General features: G+C 73.0%; 15 protein-coding genes. 3 read left to right on the top strand and 12 right to left on the bottom strand.

Annotation, left to right across the window (positions count from 1 at the left end; all coding sequences use genetic code 11):
* Positions 1–85: 85 nt before the first annotated feature.
* Entirely contained in the window at positions 86–2,008 is a 1,923-nt protein-coding gene (locus ACIGAQ_RS13585) for a hypothetical protein (protein ID WP_362273971.1), read from the bottom strand.
* 50 nt (positions 2,009–2,058) lie between these two features.
* A complete protein-coding gene (locus tag ACIGAQ_RS13590; RefSeq protein ID WP_399782287.1) occupies positions 2,059–2,586 on the bottom strand; it encodes a tetratricopeptide repeat protein in 528 nt (175 codons plus the stop codon).
* Positions 2,587–2,733: 147 nt separating this feature from the next.
* Here ACIGAQ_RS13590 and ACIGAQ_RS13595 point away from each other — a divergent pair, with 147 nt between their 5' ends.
* Complete coding sequence (locus tag ACIGAQ_RS13595; RefSeq protein ID WP_311687330.1) at positions 2,734–3,165, top strand: hypothetical protein; 432 nt, start codon at positions 2,734–2,736, stop codon at positions 3,163–3,165.
* An 80-nt stretch (positions 3,166–3,245) separates the two neighbouring features.
* Here ACIGAQ_RS13595 and ACIGAQ_RS13600 read toward each other — a convergent pair whose 3' ends face one another.
* The 9 genes from ACIGAQ_RS13600 to ACIGAQ_RS13640 form a co-directional block, all read right to left on the bottom strand.
* Complete coding sequence (locus ACIGAQ_RS13600; protein ID WP_399782290.1) at positions 3,246–4,766, bottom strand: DUF1996 domain-containing protein; 1,521 nt, start codon at positions 4,764–4,766, stop codon at positions 3,246–3,248.
* Between the two features lie 203 nt (positions 4,767–4,969).
* On the bottom strand, positions 4,970–5,623 hold the full coding sequence (locus tag ACIGAQ_RS13605) for a response regulator transcription factor (RefSeq protein ID WP_311687326.1): 654 nt from the start codon (positions 5,621–5,623) through the stop codon (positions 4,970–4,972).
* Positions 5,614–6,873 (bottom strand): sensor histidine kinase, encoded by a 1,260-nt coding sequence (locus ACIGAQ_RS13610; protein ID WP_399782293.1) that lies wholly within the window; start codon positions 6,871–6,873, stop codon positions 5,614–5,616. Before ACIGAQ_RS13610 ends, ACIGAQ_RS13605 begins: the two co-directional genes overlap by 10 nt.
* Before the next feature lie 96 nt (positions 6,874–6,969).
* Positions 6,970–7,980, bottom strand: a complete 1,011-nt coding sequence (locus tag ACIGAQ_RS13615; RefSeq protein WP_399782296.1) for an SDR family oxidoreductase — start codon at positions 7,978–7,980, stop codon at positions 6,970–6,972.
* 64 nt (positions 7,981–8,044) lie between these two features.
* Entirely contained in the window at positions 8,045–8,623 is a 579-nt protein-coding gene (locus ACIGAQ_RS13620; RefSeq protein ID WP_311687320.1) for a winged helix-turn-helix domain-containing protein, read from the bottom strand.
* Positions 8,624–8,941: 318 nt separating this feature from the next.
* Positions 8,942–9,877, bottom strand: coding sequence for a DUF6891 domain-containing protein (locus ACIGAQ_RS13625; protein ID WP_399782299.1), 936 nt, complete (start codon positions 9,875–9,877; stop codon positions 8,942–8,944).
* 86 nt (positions 9,878–9,963) lie between these two features.
* Positions 9,964–10,995: a glutamine synthetase gene (gene glnII, locus ACIGAQ_RS13630; RefSeq protein ID WP_311687316.1), complete on the bottom strand. Its 1,032-nt coding sequence runs from the start codon at positions 10,993–10,995 to the stop codon at positions 9,964–9,966.
* A gap of 357 nt (positions 10,996–11,352) precedes the next feature.
* On the bottom strand, positions 11,353–12,036 hold the full coding sequence (locus ACIGAQ_RS13635; protein WP_311687315.1) for a hypothetical protein: 684 nt from the start codon (positions 12,034–12,036) through the stop codon (positions 11,353–11,355).
* 118 nt (positions 12,037–12,154) lie between these two features.
* Positions 12,155–12,514, bottom strand: a complete 360-nt coding sequence (locus tag ACIGAQ_RS13640; RefSeq protein WP_399782304.1) for an arsenate reductase family protein — start codon at positions 12,512–12,514, stop codon at positions 12,155–12,157.
* A 229-nt stretch (positions 12,515–12,743) separates the two neighbouring features.
* Here ACIGAQ_RS13640 and ACIGAQ_RS13645 point away from each other — a divergent pair, with 229 nt between their 5' ends.
* The gene (locus tag ACIGAQ_RS13645; RefSeq protein ID WP_311687312.1) at positions 12,744–13,058 is read left to right on the top strand and encodes a hypothetical protein; all 315 of its coding nucleotides are present in this window, start codon (positions 12,744–12,746) and stop codon (positions 13,056–13,058) included.
* Between the two features lie 53 nt (positions 13,059–13,111).
* Here the strand turns inward: ACIGAQ_RS13645 and ACIGAQ_RS13650 are convergent, their stop codons facing one another.
* The gene (locus ACIGAQ_RS13650; RefSeq protein WP_399782307.1) at positions 13,112–14,167 is read right to left on the bottom strand and encodes an aldo/keto reductase; all 1,056 of its coding nucleotides are present in this window, start codon (positions 14,165–14,167) and stop codon (positions 13,112–13,114) included.
* A 95-nt stretch (positions 14,168–14,262) separates the two neighbouring features.
* Here ACIGAQ_RS13650 and ACIGAQ_RS13655 point away from each other — a divergent pair, with 95 nt between their 5' ends.
* Positions 14,263–14,895, top strand: coding sequence for a TetR/AcrR family transcriptional regulator (locus tag ACIGAQ_RS13655; RefSeq protein ID WP_399782310.1), 633 nt, complete (start codon positions 14,263–14,265; stop codon positions 14,893–14,895).
* Positions 14,896–14,910 lie beyond the last annotated feature (15 nt).

The raw sequence follows: 14,910 nt of genomic DNA on the forward strand, positions 1-14,910 counted from the left end.
CTTACCGATCGATTCCGGCCGCGAACGGTCCGGAGTGATCGGCGCGGCCGGCCCGGCGTACCCGGGCCGGCGCCGCGACCACCGGTCAGCGCAGCCCGCCGAGCGAACGCCCGTCCTTCAGCGTGCCCTTCAACTCGGCCTGCGCGCCCTGCTCGGCCGGGACCGTGAGCAGACTGCCGGAGGCCGACCCGTCGACCCCGCCCGTCGCCCGGATCGAGGCGGTCGTCCGGCTGCCGGCGGCCAGCAGGTACCAGTCGCCCGCCTTCGCCTTCCACAGCACCCCGGCCAGCACGTGGGGATCGCGCGCCCCGCACGCCGGGACGTTCTCGGCCTTCGCCGCGACCGCCCCGTACGCCCCGCCCGGCGTGTGGAACTGCGCCAGCACCCGTGCCCCGCCGCCCCGCCAGGTCTCCGCCCGCGTGCACACCCACGCCGCCGAGCCGCTCGCGTCGGGCAGCGGCTGCTCGTTGAACGCCCAGGCGTTGACGCCGCGCACCCCGGCCGAGCGGACCGTGCCCAGCGAGCAGGCGAACGGCTGCCAGGTGCGCAGCGCCGCCGCTCCGGACACCTCGCCCGGGGAGCCCGGCCGGCCGGTGGTGAGCCGGGCCGGGACCAGCTCGCCGAGGTCCGTGAGCAGCCGGGTCCGCGCGCCGTCGGTCACTTGGAGCACGTTCCACGAGGTGCAGGGGCCGGACCGCAGGGCGGGGCTGGCCAGCGGCGCGGTCACGCCGTCGGTGAGCGCCAGGTCCATCGCGCCCGAGCCGGGCTTCAGCAGGTCCCGCTCGGCCGCCTTCTCGATCCACGGGGCGGTCAGGTAGCGGACGTTGCCGTCGGCCCGGCCCAGGACCACCGCGCCCGCCTCGGCCCGGGAGGCACCGTCGACCCGGGCGAAGTCGAGGGCGGCTCCCTGCGTGCCGTCCTTCGGTTCGGCGTACCGGGCGATGCGCAGACCGTCGTGGAGGATCACCACGCGAGCCGCGTCGACCGTCCCCGCGTACAGCAGCTGGGGCGGTCCGGCCGGGCCGCCGGACGGGGTGCCGGGCGTCGCCGAGACCTGGACCGTCTCGCCGGGGCGGGCCCAGACCGCGAGGGCCCGGCGCAGCAGGGCCTCGTCGCCGGTGAGGTCGCCCCGGGCCGGCCAGACGGAGAAGTCGGTGCGCGCCGAGATCCGCCACGCGTCGGGGGGCACCCGGGTCAGCTTCGCCGGGTCGAGGGCGGCCTGGGCGGCCGGGTTGCGCGCGTACGGCGGCGCCGCGGCGCCGTCGGGGCCCCAGCCCTCGCCGGGCAGCCCGAGCAGCGCCCCGCACACCAGCAGGGCCGCCCCGGCCGCCAGCGCGGCCTTCAGGTGCTGGCGGCGCCGCATCAGGTCGGTGGGACGGGCCTGCAGCGAGCAGGGGTCGAACTCGGGGGAGTCGAGCAGGGCGAACTGCTCGGGGATCCCCCCGGCCTCCAGCAGGGCGCCCTCCGGGTCGGCGACGCCCACCGCCGCCAGCACCTTGCGCGCGCCGTCGTCCGTCAGCCGCTCCAGACCACGCAGCGCGTACGCCGCCCGGGCCGGGCCGGACAGTGTGGACAGCCGCTGGTCCAGGGCGAGTTCGTCGGCCCCGCCGGAACGCGGGAAGAGCTTCAGGCCCCACACCTGCGGCAGCAGCGGCGGCAGCTGGGACCGCTTGGGCCAGGCCCGCAGCCGCAGCGGCAGCCCCGCCTCCAGCGCCGTACGCAGCACCTGGAGCCGGACCAGGGCGTAGCCCGGGTCGCCGTCCCGGCCGGTGGACTGGGCCGGGATCACGGGGGCCGGGGTGCGGTTGCGGGGGAGCGCCCGCTGGGTGAGGGCGTGTGCGGTCAGGACGCGCCGGCTGCGGCCCAGGCCGGGCGGCAGCACCAGATAGGCCAGCCGGACGAGCCGCGGGTAGTGCTCGACGAGGGCGGCCTCGGCCTGCTCGACGTCGACGACCGGGCCGGCGGGGGAGGAGGGTGCGGGGCGCTGGGCGACATCCTGTGACTGCACGTTCAGCAGAACGAGCGAATCGGTGGATGGTCACCTGACCGCGGGGGCGTTCAGGCCCCGGGCCGCTCCGCGGGCTCGACGAGCAGCCGGGCGTAGTTCGCCATCGACCGCTGGTAGCGCGGCAGATGAGGGGCGAGCGCGCCCAGGGCCAGCGACAGGCCCTCGCGGTCGCGGCCGAGGCTGGACAGGCACAGGGCGAGACAGGCGCGCACGGCGTCGTCCAGTTCGTCGGACGGGGCGTCGAGTTCGGCTTCGAGCAGCTTGACACCCTCCTCGGCCTGTCCGATGTTCCGCAGCGAGCTGGCCAGCTGGATCTTCGTCCGGCGGGCCTTGTAGGGACTGACGTCGGCGAGTCCCCGGGCCAGCGCCTCCCGGTACAGCGGCACCGCCCGGTCCGAGTGGCCGGTCGAGTCCCAGGCGCAGGCCTGCTCGAACGGGCCCAGCGGGCTGTCCCCGGGCAGCTCGGCCACGAGGGCGTCGACGTCGGCGCGGAAGCGGGCCTCGTCCCCGGCCGTCTCGGCGTAGTCGTCGAAGCGGGCCCACAGGGCGGTCACGCGCTCTTCCCAGTCCTGGTTCACCGCCCCACCCTCGCACGCCCGTGCCCATCGGGGCAGCGGAATTTTGAGCAGTCCGCGCCCCGCGGCCGTATCGAAGGGGAGAGCCTCGTGCCAGGGCTCCGTGCGGCATGCGTCCGGACCGTGCCGTGACAAGGACCGGAGGAACAGATGAGGGTGACCCGACCGATGCTCGCGCTGAGCGGCGCGGTGGCGATACTGGCGCTGGCCGGCTGCGGATCCGGCGGCGGACACGAGGCGGCCGTGCCCGAGGCGGTGACCGGCAGCCTGGAGCACATCGCGGCCGAGGCCGAGTGCAAGCCGAACATGCAGACCGACGCCGACACCATCCGTCAGGCCATCTGCAAGAAGGGCGAGGAGAAGTACGTCCTCGCCACCTTCGCCACCGACCGCGGCCAGCGTGAATGGCTCAACAGCGCCAAGGACTACGGCGGTTATTACCTCGTCGGCCGCAAATGGGTCGCCGTCGGCCAGGAGAAGACCGTCATGGCGCTCCAGAGCACTCTCGGCGGGACCATGGAGGAGGGCTCCGAGCACATGAATCCCGGCGGCAGCCACAACAAGGGCGGCCACCACGGCTGACCGAGCGGAATCCCGGGAATCCGGGGCGAGCGAAAGCCGGCGGTGGGAATTCCCACCGCCGGCTTCTCACCTGGTCCGGACTACTGGCAGTCCTCGCCGTTGTTGATGCACTGGACCATCTCGTTCATCACGTCCTCGTCGAAGAAGTTGATGAAGTCGTTGTGGTCGGTGATCGGCTTGTGCAGCTGCTCCGGGAAGGAGTCCACCGCGAAGGCGTTCTGCACCTGCCCGTTGTTGATCTGCGGCGCCTGGACGTCGTAGACCAGGCGGACCTGGAGCTGGGGGATGGCCCGGAAGCCGTTCGAGCAGCTGCCGTCCGCTTCCACGAAGTCCACGTGGGTGCGGTGGTTGGCGCTGTCGATGTTCTGGCCGTCCCAGCAGCTCTGGAAGTTGGACGTGCGCACCACGGAGCTGCCCTGGGGGCAGATCGGGTACTTGTCCGTCACCTGCCGGTCCTCGAAGCCCGTGCAGCTCCACGAGGTGTTGGCGTTGTTCAGGCCGTTGGTGAAGGACTTGGCGTCACCGGTGATGATGCGCAGGGCCTTCGGCATGGCGACGACGTCGCTGGTGCGGTTGCCGACGAACTTCAGCTGCGCCTCGGCCGGCTCGACGATCTTGCCGACGTTGCCGTCCTGGCCACCGCCGGGCTGACCCTGGTCGATGTCCTGCGAGCCGTCCTGGATGCGCAGGACCGGCCAGAAGTACGAGGACTTGTCGCCCTGGTTCTGGCAGGTGGTCTGGGCGTTGGCCAGGTCCTCGTCGCTCGCGAAGGCGTTGTTGCTCTGGTTGCCGACGTAGTCGTGCTGGTGCTGCGCGCCGTTGGACACGCCGGGCGCCACGATCACGTTGTCGGAGTTGCGGTTCTCGTTCTCGTTGGTGCCGCAGTTCGTGGTGAACGAGCCCGTGGAGCCGCCGTCGCCGTTCGCGGCCAGACCGTTGGGCAGGTTGCGGGAGTTGGGCTGGACGTCCTCGATGTTGATGAAGTCCGCCGCCGCGGGACCGTTGCCGGCCTGGCCGCCGTTGCCGCCCTGACCGTTGTCCTGGCCGCCGTTGCCGCCCTGGCCGCCGTTGTTCTGGCCCTGGTCCTGGCCGTCGTTGTTCTGGCCGCCTCCGGCGTTGCCGTCGTTGGTGTTCGGGTTCGCGGCCATGCCCCGGCACCCGGCGAACTTGCCGAGGTTGGGTGCCTTGCCGCCCACCCGCCGGATGTTGATGCCGATCCGGTCGAGGGCCGCGGTCCGCTTCGACTTCAGCGGGCCGAGGATGGCGTTGTCGACGAAGCCCGGGTCACCGGCCTGGGCCCGACGCGTGGAGGCGAGCCGTGCGTACGCCTCGCTGATCTGCTTGTCGAGGTTCGCCAGCTCCCGGTCCACCCCCCGCCGGGCGCGGTTGGGCACCTTGGTCAGTTTCTGACCGACGTCCGGGCACTGGATCGTGGCGATCTGCGCGCCTGCGGACTTCGTCTGGTTCGCCGAGTTCTCCTCGTGCGCCGAGGCGTAGAAGTTTGCCCAGATCAGCCCGCCCCCACCGAGCGCTAGGGCCGCCGATGCGGCTATGGCCTTGGTGGCCAGCGGCGTACGGCGTTTTCTTGTGTTGCGTCCCATGGAACTCCTCTGACTTCCTTTTTCGGGGGCATCGAGGCGCCCGACAGGAGTGAAGCGGCTCCCTTCCATACGGAGGCCGTCCCACGGGTGTTCAGAGGTCCCGGAAATTGATGCGAGATTCGTGTGGTCCCTGTGTCCTCAACTGCCCCGGAAGTACCGGGAGTTGTTGATCCCGCACCGTGGGTGAATCGGCGGGTCCGGTTTCACCGGCCGTGGTCGAGATACGCGAGAACCGCCAGCACGCGCCGGTTGTCGTCGTCCGAGACCTCAAGGCCCAGTTTGGCGAAGATGTTCGCGGTGTGCTTGGCGATCGCCCGTTCCGTCACGACCAGCTTCCCGGCGATCGCCGCGTTGGACCGGCCCTGCGCCATCAGCTCCAGCACCTCCAGCTCCCGGGGCGTCAGCCGGGCCAGCGGCCGGTCGCCGCCCGACTGCCGGGCCAGCAGCTGCTGGATGACCTGCGGATCCATCGCCGTCCCTCCGGCCGCCACACGCCGTACCGCGTCCACGAACTGCTCGGCGTCGAAGACCCGGTCCTTCAGCAGATAGCCCACGGCGCCGCTGCCGTCGGCGAGCAGCTCACGCGCGTACAGCTGCTCCACGTGCTGGGAGAGGACCAGCACGGGCAGCCCGGGCCGCTTCCGGCGGGCGTCGAGGGCGCACTGCAGGCCCTCGTCGGTGTGCGTGGGCGGCAGACGCACGTCGACCACGGCGACGTCCGGGTCCAGCTCCGCCAGTGCGGCGGCCAGTTCGGGCCCGGACTCGACGGCCGCCGCGATCTCGAAGCCGTGCGCCCGCAGCAGCCGGACGAGACCGTCGCGCAGCAGGAACAGGTCTTCGGCGAGGACTACGCGCAAGGGATCTCCATGGTGACCATGGTGGGGCCGCCCGCGGGGCTGCTGACGGCCAGGACGCCGTCGAATGTACCCAGTCGCCGCTCGACCCCGGCCAGCCCCGAACCGGGCTCGATCACCGCGCCGCCCCGGCCGTTGTCCGTCACGGTCGCCCGCAGCATGCCGTCCGCCTGGTGCAGGTCGACCCAGATCCGGTCCGCGCCGGAGTGCTTCACCGCGTTGGTGAGCACCTCGCTGACGGCGAAGTACGCGGCCGACTCCACGGGCGCCTCCGCCCGCCCGGGCAGGTCCACGCTCACCTCGGTGGCCACCGGCAGCCGCAGGGCCAGGGCCCGTACGGCGTCGCCGAGTCCGCGCTCGGCGAGCACCGGCGGGTGGATGCCGCGCACCAGCTCGCGCAGCTCGGTCAGGGCCTCCACCGAGGACTTCCGGGCCTGCGCGATCAGCTCCTTGGCCTGGGCCGGGTCCTTGTCGAGGAGCGCCTCGATGGTGCCGAGGTCCATGCCGACGGCGACCAGCCGGGCCTGCGCACCGTCGTGCAGGTCCCGCTCGATGCGCCGCAGTTCGGCCGCGGAGGCGTCGACCGCGTCCCGCCTGGTCTCGGTCAGCACCCGCACCCGCTCGGCCAGCTGCTCCTGGTCGGCACCGAGCATCGCCCGGGTGAGCCGGAAGTGGGCGTTCAGCAGGCGCGGGGTGAAGAAGTGCGCGAAGAACAGGATGACCAGGGCGAGCGCGGCGGCCCCGAGGGCCGACGCCTGGCCCGTCACCGGCACGAAGCCGTACCAGTACCCGTCGGGGAAGACCCGCCACAGCCCGAGGGCGAGCGCGAACCCCTCCAGCGGCCAGATCAGCAGGGCGGCGGACAGCAGCGCGGTGGTGAACCCCGCGGTCATGTCGATCGGCAGCCACCTCAGGTCCCGCCACGTCGCCGGGTCGCCCAGCATCCCGAAGGTGCGCGCCCACGGGTTGGCGTCCTTCGGCAGCGGCCGGTACGCCGGGGGGATCCGCACCCCGCCCCACTCGGCCGCGAGCACCCGGCGCCAGTTCGCGAACGCCCGCACCCCGGTCAGCACGTACGGCGTCGTGACGATCCCCACCCCGATCGGGATGAGCCCGATCGAGACCGCGGTCAGGCAGAAGCACAGCACCGCCCCCGGCAGGGAGATCAGGGCCAGCGCCAGCCCCCGCGCCGCGGCGAGCCCGATGTTCCGCCCCGTCGTCCGCACGCCGCCGTCGTTCGTGTCGATGGTCATGGCGTTCAGTCTCGTCGAGCGGGGGAGCGGGGTCACGGGGCCGGGCACCCGGCCGGGGGGTGGTGCCAGGTACACCCCCCGGCTTCGGCCGGCGTCTCAGGTGCCGGCGCCGGCCGCGAGCACCTTCGCCTCCAGCTCCGGGTCCAGTCCCTTCAGCGTCCGGTCCGGCCGCTGCGGCGCGACCCCGCCGAGGGCGCACAGCCAGCTCCAGGTGTCGGCCACGGTCTCCTCGACGGGCCGGCAGCGCAGCCCGGCCGCCAGGGCCCGGGAGACGTCGGCGCCGTGCAGGGCGTCGTGCAGGTCGCTGCCCGGCGGCACCCACACCGGCAGCTGGACCCACGGCTCGATGCCCGCCTCCAGGATCACCCCGGGCTCGGTCCACCGGAGCTCGGCCGCACCGCCGGTGACCCGCGCGCACGCGTCGAGCAGCGTCCCCATCGTGGCGTGCCCCCGCGGACCGATCAGGTTGTACGGCCCGCTCAGGCCCTGCTCCGCCGCGCCGAGGATCCACTCGGCCAGATCGCGGACGTCGACGTACTGCAGGGGCAGCTCCCGCGGCCCGGGCGCCAGGACCGGGCCGCCGCGGGCCGTCCGGGCCAGCCACCACGGCAGGCGGCCGACGTTCTCGTACGGGCCGAGGATCAGCCCGGCCCGTACCAGCACCGAGCGGTCCGGGCCGAAGGCGTCCAGGGCGGCCAGTTCGCCGCCCCGTTTGTCGTGGGCGTAGTCGGTCTGCCCGGCGTCGCCCGACGCGCCCTCGACCACCGGCGCGTCCTCGCCGTAGCCGGCGGGCGGGGCCCAGGCGTACACCGAGCAGCTCGACACGTACACGTACCGGCCGGCGCGGTCCCGCAGCAGCCGCGCCGCGTCCCGTACGGCCCGGGGCGCCGCCGACCAGGTGTCGACGACGACGTCCCACGAGCCCGAGTCCCCGGCCAGGGCCGCGAGCCCGCCGGGCGCGGTGCGGTCACCGTGCAGCGACCGCACGCCCGGCGGGGCCTCGTGCCGTCCCCGGTGGAAGACGGTCACCTCCCAGCCCCGCGCGAGCGCCGCGTCCACGACGGCCCGCCCCGCGAACTCCGTACCACCCAGCACCAGAAGTCTCATGCCGAGGACTCTGCCCGGCGCGGGGGCGCCATGGAACGGGGATCTGCTGTCGGCAGAGGCCGGATCACCCCTCCGTCGGCGGCACGTACTTGTAGCCGACGCGGCGCACCGTACGGATGGTGTCGCGGTGCTCCGCGCCCAGCTTGCGGCGCAGCCGGGCGACGTGGACGTCGACCGTGCGGCCGTCGCCCACGTGGCCGTAGCCCCACACCGTGCCGACCAGCTGGTCACGGGTGTGCACCCGGCCCGGGTGGGCCACCAGGTGGGCCAGGAGCTCGAATTCCAGGTACGTGAGGTCGAGCGGCCGTCCGGCCACCGTGGCGGTGCGCTGCACGGTGTCGACCCGGATCAGCGCCTCGCCGCCCGGCTCGGCCCCGGCCGTCGCCGCCGGTCGGTCGGGCACCGCCACCGGGAACGGGGGCTGCTGGTCGGCGGGGACGAGCACCAGGTAACCGATCATCGGCGGCTGCCCGGGCAGCGTCGGCAGGGTGTGCGGGGGAGCCGGCAGCCAGGTGGCACCGGGCGGCAGCAGATCCGCGACCGTCACCACCTCGTCCCGGTCGACGGCGCGCAGCCGGTGCCGGGGGCCGTGCGGGGCGGGGGAGTCGAGGGTGGCGGTGGACAGGGAACGAGTGGTCGCCATGAGAGGTCAGCTCTTTCGCGCGAAGGGTTCGTCGGGAGATCGACGGCCGCGAGTTCGTGGTCGGGCCCGCCGAGGACGTACGCGGTTCGCGCCGGCCGAAGGCCGGGGTGTACGGCTTTAGAGGGCCGGCGCGTTCGTCGCGCGGCAACACACCCGGTCGAAGTCGTGGTGCTGACGGGAAGGCCAGAAGGGCTCGAGGTCATGGCGACCCGTCGCGGTGTTCTTCTGGTAGCTGGCCATGAGGCCATTGAAGCAGACGGGGGTCGATCGCCGGGACCCTTCTCTCACAGCTTGGACACCGAGCCGCTGTCGACCGCGTCACCCCACCAGCCGTTTGCGCCAGGTCAGGGGAGTGACCGTGATCGCCGTGCCCGGATCACCGTCCCACTGGGTGGACAGTCCGGCGGCGGTCAGCGCGGCCACGACCTCGTGCCCGACCGCCCGCGTGGTCTCCTCGGAGCCGTCGAAGCCGCCGTAGTGGACGGACAGGCCGCGGCCCTCCGCCGCGCCGCGCGTGCTCTGCCGGTGGAAGAAGACGAACCCGCGCACCCCGTCCCGGCCGTCCGCTTCCGCGCCGATCTCGGCCATGCCGCACCCGTGGCAGCAGGTGAAGTGCGCGCGGGCGACGACGCCGGCCTCGTCCAGGGCCGCGAAGGCGCGCTCCAGGCGGTCCGGATCGGTCGGCCCGGTCCACGTGTCCTGTTCGTCGAGCCGCTCCAGCCAGAGCCGCTCGACGAGCTCGCGGGCCTGCGCGGCGGACGGCGGCGGCCCGTCCGCGCCGTCCTCCATCAGGTACACCGTCTCGCGGATCAGCGCCTCGATGCCCAGGAAGCCGTCCCGGAGCATCGCGCGGACGTACTCCGCGGCCCGTGCGGCGACCTCGGGGGCGAGCGCGGGGGCCCGCTCGGGCTCGGGGAACTCCTCGCGCTCCCAGGCGATTCCGGTGTCCCAGCCGTCCTCCTGCCGGGCCCAGCGCACCAACACCTCGGCGACGAGCTCCGGGTCGCTCACCCGGGTCACCCACATGGGGGAGACGGATCCGGTGCGGTGCTGCAGGTCGTACGTCCCGTCCTGCTCGCGCGCCGTCTGGACGAAGACCCTCGGCCGGTCCGGTATCCGCTGCACGACGAGGAAGCGGTCGCCGTCCCCGCCGATCCGCTCCACCCGGTCCCGCAGCTCCCGCTCCGGCACCCGCGCGTCCGTCCGCCCGCTCTCCGTCCGCACCGTGATGGGCAGGCCCCCGTCGATCTCCATGCCCCCACGATGGCACGCCCCACCGACAACGCGAGGGGCGCCCACCGTGAACGGCGGGCGCCCCCTCGTGGAGCCGTGCGGGCGGATCAGACCTGGCCGGCCTTCTCCAGCGCCGTGCAGCAGGTGTCGACGAGCAGGCGGGTCACCACGTACGGGTCGACGTTGGCGTTGGGACGGCGGTCCTCGATGTAGCCCTTGCCGTCCTTCTCGACCTGCCACGGGATGCGGACCGACGCGCCGCGGTCGGAGACGCCGTAGGAGAACTTGTCCCACGGGGCGGTCTCGTGCAGGCCGGTCAGGCGGTCGTCGATGCCGGCCCCGTAGTGCTTGACGTGGTCGAGCGGCTTGGAGCCCTCGCCGAGCGCCTCGCACGCGGTGATGATCGCGTCGTAGCCCTCGCGCATCGCCTTGGTGGAGAAGTTGGTGTGCGCGCCGGCGCCGTTCCAGTCGCCCTTGACCGGCTTCGGGTCCAGGGTGGCGGCGATGTCGAAGTCCTCGGCGGTGCGGTAGAGCAGCCAGCGGGCCACCCACAGCTGGTCCGAGACCTCCAGCGGGGACAGCGGGCCGACCTGGAACTCCCACTGGCCGGGCATGACCTCGGCGTTGATGCCGGACAGGCCGAGGCCGGCCTTCAGGCAGTTGTCGAGGTGGGCCTCGACGACGTCACGGCCGAAGATCTCGTCGGCGCCGACGCCGCAGTAGTAGCCGCCCTGCGGGGCCGGGAAGCCGCCCTTGGGGAAGCCGAGCGGGTAGCCGTCCTTGAAGAACGTGTACTCCTGCTCGATGCCGAAGATCGGCTCCTGCGCCGCGAACTTCTCCGCCACCTCGGCCAGCGCCGCACGGGTGTTGGTGGGGTGCGGGGTGAGGTCGATGTTCAGCACCTCGCACAGGACCAGTACGTCGTCGCCGCCGCGGATCGGGTCCGGGCAGGTGAAGACCGGCTTGAGCACGCAGTCCGAGGCGTGGCCCTCGGCCTGGTTGGTGGAGGACCCGTCGAAACCCCAGATCGGCAGCGCGTCGAGACCGGCGGGCGAACCCGTGATGATCTTGGTCTTCGACCGCAGTTTGGCCGTCGGCTCGGTGCCGTCGATCCAGATGTACTCAGCCTTGAAGGTCACGGGCCACATCCTTCGGGGGTGTGTCTGGGCGCGTATCGCGGGTGCTGCGGCGCTGCGGCACTGAAACGCCGCGCGGTGCTGCCCGGCAGCCTCGCAACGGGCGATTTCCCGGCCATTGCTCGGATGTGAACCCCGTGTTACCTGGTGGCGCCGTGCCCCACCGCACGCTGTGAGGACGTCGTCCCCCGCGGCGGGCGCGGGTCACCGGCTCCCCTCCGTCCAGCCGGTGACCGCCGCCGCGTGGCCCTGACGCGCCGGTCCCACTGCTCCTGGCCGGGAGCAGCAGGACCGGTGACACGTACGAGGGGCGGCCGAGGGGGTGGCCGCCGCCTCAGTGGCTCGATCGACCGTCCGGCCTCACCCCACCTTCTCGATCACGGCCCGGCGGATCAGGAACTTGCCGGGCTCACGGACCTGTTCGAAGGCCGCGTTGTTCAGCAGCACACAGCTGCCGGAGACCGAAGTGACCTCCACGGTCGTGGACTTGTTGTTGTCCAGGTTGGTGACCTTCAGCTTCGTGCCGGCCGGGAACTGGTTGCTGGACGCGGCGGGCGCACCGCCCTCGCCGGAGAGCGTGACCGTGGAGCCGTTGCACACCTGCTGCCCGGCGGCCGCGCCGCCACCGCCGGCATTGCCCGCCGGGGCGGACGCGGCGGGCGGGGAGGCCGGGGCCGACGCAGCCGGAGCCGACGGCTGGGCGGGCTGCGCCGGCTGCGTGGCCTGGGAGTCCTGAGCCGACTCCCCCACCACGCAGCCCGACGCCTCCTGCTTGCGCTTGATCTCAGCGACGACCGCCTCACGGTTGGCGATCCTGGCCTCGGACTGGGCGTCCGGGTCGGCCCGCTGGTCCGCGATGAACTTCTGGTTGTTGCCCAGGGCGGTGGCGAGACCCAGGCAGACCGTCGATTCCGACGCCGACTTGGGAGTCTGCGCGGCGTTCGACGTGCTCGCCATGACGAAGGCCCCGCCTCCCGCCACCGTCGCCGCGCTCACGAGGAGCGCGATCTTCTTCTTCGTGCCGAGAGTTCTCCTGCGCGACATGCGCGCCTCCTGAAGAGGTAGGGGAGCGTACGCCGCTATGTACGAGATACCGAACGGGGTTACTCAGCGGTTGCGGGAGTCATTCAAGTGAGCTGCGCCACACGGCCGTTGAGCGGCGTCAACGGCCCAGTGCGTCGCGCACGGCCTCGTCGGTGCGGGCCACCACGGCCGTGCCGTCGTCCGCGGTGATGATGGGGCGCTGGATCAGCTTCGGGTGCTCGGCGAGCGCCTCGATCCACCGGTCGCGGGCGCCGGCGTCCCGCGGCCACTGCTTGAGCCCGAGCTCCTTGGCGGCCGCCTCCTGCGTCCGGGTGATGTCCCAGGGTTCGAGACCGAGGCGCGTGAGGACGTCACGGATCTCGTCCGCGCTCGGCACGTCCTCCAGGTAGCGGCGGACGGTGTAGTCGGCGCCCTCGGCGTCGAGCAGCTGCACGGCACTGCGGCACTTCGAGCAGGCCGGATTGATCCAGATCTCCATGCCGCTCACCGTACGCGCTCCAGACTCTGTTCGATTTTCCGCCGACTCACCCGCCTCTTCCGGAACGGCTGTGACGGACCGCCAATCCCTGCACTGAACTGGGCTTTTACCGGCCTTCGCGCACTGCCCGTTGTCAGTGCCCGGCGGTAAACTGTAAGCAGTGTTCGAGGGTGGCGCCGAAGACGCCGACGTCTTCGGCGGACCGCCCGACCGCGACAGGAGGATGCCTGTGCCCGCTGCCGCCCTGAAGCCGAAGCCGTTGCCCACCCAGTCCACCGCGAAGCGTCCCGTCCTGCTCGACCTGCCGTACGCGCCCGTGGAGAAGCGGCCGCTGCCGCCGGGCCGGCCCCGCGAGTGGTACGTGACGCACAACCGCCGCCTGAAGGCGATGCGTCTGGCCATCGCCCTGCTCGACTCCGGCGTCTACGTGCCCAACCAGGCCCGCAACGAGACGATCCGCGACACGGCGGAGCTGATCGGTGTCCACCCGCCGTCGGACACGACCTGCCACATGGTGCGGGCGTTCATGCGCTACGCGCGCTGACCGGCCGTCCGCGAGCGCCGGGTGCCCCGCTCCGCGGAGTGCCCGGCGCTTGTTCATGCCGCCCGTTCCGGTGCCGCGATCAGCGGCGGGTTCAGCCGGGCGAAGCCCTCCTGGCGCTCGTAGGGGAAGTAGGGGTACGGCGCCGGGCGGTGGCTCGCCGCGTCGAGTCGCGCCACCTGCTCGGGGGTGAGGCTCCAGCCGACGGCGCCGAGGTTCTGGCGCAGTTGCCGCTCGTCGCGGGCGCCGATGATGACGGACGAGACGGTGGGGCGGCGCAGCAGCCAGTTGAGAGCGATCTGCGGGACGGCCCGGCCCGTCTCCCGCGCGATCTCGTCCAGCACGTCGACCACGCCGTGGAGGTGGTCGTCGTCGACCGGCGGGCCGTAGTCGGCGGTGGTGTGCAGACGGCTGCCGGGCGGGAGCGGGGTGCCGCGGCGGATGCGGCCGGTGAGACGGCCCCAGCCGAGCGGGCTCCAGACGAGCGCGCCGACGCCCTGGTCCCGGGCGAGCGGCATGAGCTCCCACTCGTAGTCGCGCCCGACGAGGGAGTAGTACACCTGGTGGGCGACGGGGCGCGGGTGGCCGAGCCGGTCCGCCGCCGCGAGGGACTTCATCAGCTGCCAGCCGGAGAAGTTGGAGACGCCGGTGTAGCGCACCTTGCCCGCCCGGACCAGCGTGTCCAGGGTGTCCAGCACCTCCTCGACCGGGGTGCCGGCGTCGAAGGCGTGCAGCTGGAACAGGTCGATGCGGTCGGTGCCGAGACGGCGCAGGGCGTCCTCGCAGGCGGTGATCAGCCGGGAGCGCGAGGAGCCCGCGTCGCCCGGGCCGTCGCCCATCGGCAGACCGGTCTTCGTGGAGACGATCACCTGGTCCCGGCGGCCCTTGATCGCCTGGCCGAGCACCTCCTCGGAGGCGCCGGCGGAGTAGACGTCGGCGGTGTCGAACATCGTGAGGCCGGCGTCCAGGCAGATGTCCACCAGACGGCGCGCCTCCCGCGCGTCGGTCGCGCCCCATGCCCCGAACAGTGGGCCCCGGCCGCCGAAGGTGCCGGCGCCGAAGCTCAGCGCGGGGACCATGATGCCGGACGCGCCCAGTCGCCTGTATTCCATGAGGGACCTCCTCGGTCACTGCTAACGGGTCTCTGGTTCCGTTAGTAGCCACTAAGGTAGCAGGGCGGAGCGGTTAATGGAACAGGGGTACCGTTATGGCTGACGGAGGCGAGCCGGGGACGCTGCGGCCCGGCGGGCGTACGGCGCGGGTGCGCGAGGCGGTGCTGCGGGCGGCCGAGGACGCCCTGACCGAGGAGGGCTTCACCGGCCTGGACCTGGCCGACATCGCCCGCCGCGCCGGAGTGGGCAAGACGACCGTCTACCGCCGCTGGGGCACGGTGACCGGGCTGGTGGCCGACCTCCTGGCGGACATGGCCGAGCAGTCGTCGCCGCGCACCGAGACCGGCTCCCTGCTCGGCGACCTGACGGCCAACGCCCGGCTGGTGCACCGGACCCTGACGGACCCCCGGCAGGGGGCGCTGTTCAAGGCGCTGATCGCGGCAGCGACCGGCGACGCGAGGACGGCAGCGGCCCTGCACCGGTTCTACGACATCCGGGTCCGCGAGTGGGCGCCCTGCGTCCGGCAGGCCGTCGAACGGGGCGAGGCGCCCGAGGGCACGGACGCGCACGAGGTGATCCGCGCCGTCTCCGCGCCGCTCTACTACCACCTGCTCATCAGCGGCGGCCGGCTCGACGAGGCCCTGGCCGACCGCGCGGCGGAGGCCGCGGCGATCGCGGCGCGGGCGGGGGTGTACGTCCGGCAGCCCACGGTGAACTCGGCGAGCTGACGCACCCGCCGGGCC

The sequence above is a fragment of the Streptomyces sp. NPDC085932 genome, from assembly GCF_044540525.1.
GTDB lineage: Bacteria > Actinomycetota > Actinomycetes > Streptomycetales > Streptomycetaceae > Streptomyces > Streptomyces levis.